6 protein-coding genes and 1 pseudogene are annotated in these 3,309 nt (G+C 65.2%); all 7 read left to right on the forward strand.

Going from position 1 to position 3,309, the window contains the following annotated elements; translation table 11 throughout:
* Positions 1–115: 115 nt before the first annotated feature.
* Positions 116–439: pseudogene (locus IEX31_RS18280) on the forward strand (transposase); the annotation flags it as partial.
* 39 nt (positions 440–478) lie between these two features.
* Complete coding sequence (locus IEX31_RS18285; RefSeq protein WP_188744822.1) at positions 479–826, forward strand: hypothetical protein; 348 nt, start codon at positions 479–481, stop codon at positions 824–826.
* A 209-nt stretch (positions 827–1,035) separates the two neighbouring features.
* On the forward strand, positions 1,036–1,458 hold the full coding sequence (locus tag IEX31_RS18290; protein ID WP_188744823.1) for a hypothetical protein: 423 nt from the start codon (positions 1,036–1,038) through the stop codon (positions 1,456–1,458).
* Positions 1,459–1,624: 166 nt separating this feature from the next.
* Positions 1,625–1,921 (forward strand): type II toxin-antitoxin system RelE/ParE family toxin, encoded by a 297-nt coding sequence (locus tag IEX31_RS18295; protein WP_188744826.1) that lies wholly within the window; start codon positions 1,625–1,627, stop codon positions 1,919–1,921.
* 11 nt (positions 1,922–1,932) lie between these two features.
* Positions 1,933–2,253, forward strand: coding sequence for a helix-turn-helix domain-containing protein (locus tag IEX31_RS18300; RefSeq protein WP_188744824.1), 321 nt, complete (start codon positions 1,933–1,935; stop codon positions 2,251–2,253).
* Positions 2,254–2,531: 278 nt separating this feature from the next.
* Positions 2,532–2,855, forward strand: a complete 324-nt coding sequence (locus IEX31_RS18305) for a nucleotidyltransferase domain-containing protein (RefSeq protein ID WP_188744825.1) — start codon at positions 2,532–2,534, stop codon at positions 2,853–2,855.
* 180 nt (positions 2,856–3,035) lie between these two features.
* Positions 3,036–3,197: a HepT-like ribonuclease domain-containing protein gene (locus tag IEX31_RS19725; RefSeq protein ID WP_373285553.1), complete on the forward strand. Its 162-nt coding sequence runs from the start codon at positions 3,036–3,038 to the stop codon at positions 3,195–3,197.
* The last annotated feature ends 112 nt before the right edge of the window (positions 3,198–3,309 follow it).

The following is a 3,309-nucleotide window of genomic DNA, read 5'->3' on the forward strand; positions in this document are numbered from 1 at the left end:
CTTCCTCGAGAACCTCTAGTTATGCCGAACTATCCGACCCGAACATGCCCCTGATCAGGCGCTCCCGCACAACATCGGCATAACTCCGACATCAAGATAATCGATGTTATGCCGACGTCGGCATAAGATCGAGCAGGTCATCGCCGAACTCAAGGACGGCCCACTCGCCCGGCTGCCGTCCGGGCGGTTCCACGCGAACGCGGCCTGGCTGCAGCTCGCGGTGATCGCGTTCAACCTCTCCCGCGCCGCCGCGCACGCCGCCGGGATGAGCAAAGCCCGGATGGCCACCATCCTGAGCAGGATCATCCGCGTGCCCGCACGCCTGGCCACCCGAGCCCGACGGCTCATCGCCCACCTACCCGCGAAATGGCCATCGCAGGACGCATGGCTCAAGCTCTGGGACACCGCCCTGGGACCCCCAGGCCACGGCGCCACCTGACCACCCATCCGCCCCGACAGGCGCAACCGGAAACCCCACGTGGAAACGCCAGAGCACCGGCTGGCAGAACACGCACGCCACAACACCGTCGCCCGGCCGATCACCTCACGAACAGCGACCCCCACCACACAGCCGAATCAAATCGGTGGATCAAGGCTCAATGAGATCGAGGAATTGATGCTGCCCCGCGCCCTCCGCAGTCTCGAGCGCCTCGCTGACATGGGGGTCCTCGAGCGGAGCTCGACGAACACCTTCTCCGTCCCCGAACTGCTCCGTGGTCCGTTCGCGGGCGGCATCGCACTCGCTCCGGCCTTCCTGAACGAGGAGCCGGAGCTGGACGACGAGGATGTCGATGATCGGGACCCGTTCAGCGACCCCCCGCGGTGAGAGCCGGGATGGCGCGACTCGGGATTGTGCACACGCCGGGAATGGCCGCCGAGATGATGCGGGAACTCGCTCCTCTCCTCGCGGAGGAGGGCATCGACCTCCATGACCTCGAGACTGACGTCGACCTCGACGCGGTCAACACCGCTCTCGCCCGCGCGACGCAACGCCGCAACCTCGAAGTGTTCACACCAGTCGGTGAGATGCGGGCGATGGCGCTCACCGTGCATCGACTCGTCACCGAAGCGCTCGCCGAGGGCAGTGCGGATCTGGCGCGCGTTCTCATCGACGGTATCCATCCTGACCCGGTCGGCAGCCTCCCCTCGGTGGCGCACGTCATCGGGGTGGGTCTCGGTGTCCTCGACCGGTGGCAGCGCGACGCCACGCTTGGTTCGGCCGTGGCCCGCGCCCAACCGCCCGCCTGGGAGGCCGACGCGATGCGGGCTGCGCGGGACATCCTCCGTGCGGCTCGGGAGGCACGCGCCTTCGATCAGCTGGAGAACCTGCACCGACGATACGGCGGTCACGCCATCCTCGAGGGCACCCTGCTGGCAGTCGCGGGGACGGTCATCGCCCAAGCTGCTCTCGAGGGAACCAGGGTGCGCGAGATCGCCGGCAGCCTGCTGAGCGAGTGATAGCGCGGAGCCCCCGTGTGGTGTCGCAGGAGCGGGCGGGGAAGATGGGTATCTCGCAGGGCGCCGGCGGAGCACGCTGGATGAGATCAGGACAATATCGCAGTTGTGCGATCATGCCGTGAATGCGATGATGGGGTGTGGCTGAGATCGAGTTGCACGACGAGAGATCGAGGCGTGGCTCGACAGCCTGAGCCAGGACGACTGGGAACTCGTTGTGGCGATCATCGACCGATTGGCGATACTCGGTTCGACCGCTCGGATGCCATTCTCCCGAAGCCTCGGCGAGGGATTGTTCGAACTGCGGTTTACGCTCGGACGCACGGCGCGACGAGTCACCTATCGGTTCACAAGGGATGGGCGGATCATTCTGCTGACGACGTTCCGGAAGCACCGAGACAACGAGCGTCAAGAGGTGGCTCGCGCGAAGCGCGCGGCGGATGCCTGTGCGGTGGATTACCCGTGATGGAGGATGAGATGGCGAACTACTCCCGTTGGGACGATGTGAAGCAGCGGCGCGCTATGGTCAGCGACGAGCTTCGTGCAGCGATCGACCAGGATCTTGATCTCGGCCAACTCGTATACGACCTGCGCACCGCTGCCGGGCTGAGCCAGCGTGAGCTGGCTGCTCGGATGAAGACCACGCAGTCAGTGATCTCCCGACTCGAAGAGGGCGGCGGCGCGAAGAACCGGATCGACACCCTCGCCCGACTCGCCACCGCGCTCGGCCGTCACCTCGTCCTCTCGTTCCCCGAGGAGCCGTCAGCGCGCACCGCGGACTCCGTCCAAGTTGCGTGACGGCCTCCAATCGCGCCGGATCGAGCGCCCGTTTCCCTGCGTAAGAATCGCGTAAACCCGAACGTCACCGAGTGTCGCTGAACGTCCATGAACGATGTCGCGAACCGCGTCGAATCAACGTGAACGCCCTCGACCACCCCTGAGCAACCTCGCCCAGCCCGGGTTCAATTCCCTCCGTCTCCGCACCGGCAGCCGAGAAGACGCCGAAATGTCGGCTTCCCCGCGCTACACCACCGCTGATCCGCTCGCGCGTCACGCTTGCCCGCTACCCTGAATGTATGGGCGTCACGACCAGGTCGAGTCTCGCGTTGCGCGAGGTCATCGACGCGCGCCGCGGCGAACTCGACGCACTCCTGGCGAAGTATGCGGCGAGGAACCCGCGGCTATTCGGGTCTGTCGCTCGCGGCGATGCTGACGACAGCAGCGATATCGACATCCTGGTCGAAATGGATCCCGCGGACGGGAACCTCCTGATGAGGGCAAGCGGGCTCATGGAGGAGACCCGGCAGCTGTTCGGCCGGGACGACATCGACATCTTCCCTGTGCAGTTGCTAAAGCATCCGATCTCGGAGTCGGCGCTCGTCGACGCGGTGGCGCTGTGATTCGGGGAACCGAGCAACGGATCGCGGACATCCCCCAGGCGATCGACTGATGCGACCGTTACGTCAAGTCGCTGGGAAGCGAGGATCGCAACCTCGTCGATATGGCCGAAGACTGGCCCAAGACTGGCCGAGAGAAACCTGCAGATCATCGGTGAAGCCGTAGTCCACCTCCCAAGGGAGATCACCGACGCGCATCCTGAGATCGCGTGGCCGCAGATCCGCGGCTTTCGAAACATCCTCGTGCACCAGTACTTCGGGGTCGATATCGGCACTGTCCGTGACGTGATCGAGTCGCACCTGCCTTCCCTGGAGGCGGCGCTTCGTGCGCACACCACGGCCTGAGGAGCCGACTGAATATTCGCTTCTCTGAGCGCCATGGGTATCGCGGTTGAGCGCCACTTGCTCGTCGACGCGATCTTGTCGTTGAGCGCCACTGAGTATTCGGGTTCGGTGC

Origin of the sequence: Agromyces bauzanensis, assembly GCF_014645655.1 — a bacterium.
GTDB lineage: Bacteria > Actinomycetota > Actinomycetes > Actinomycetales > Microbacteriaceae > Agromyces > Agromyces bauzanensis.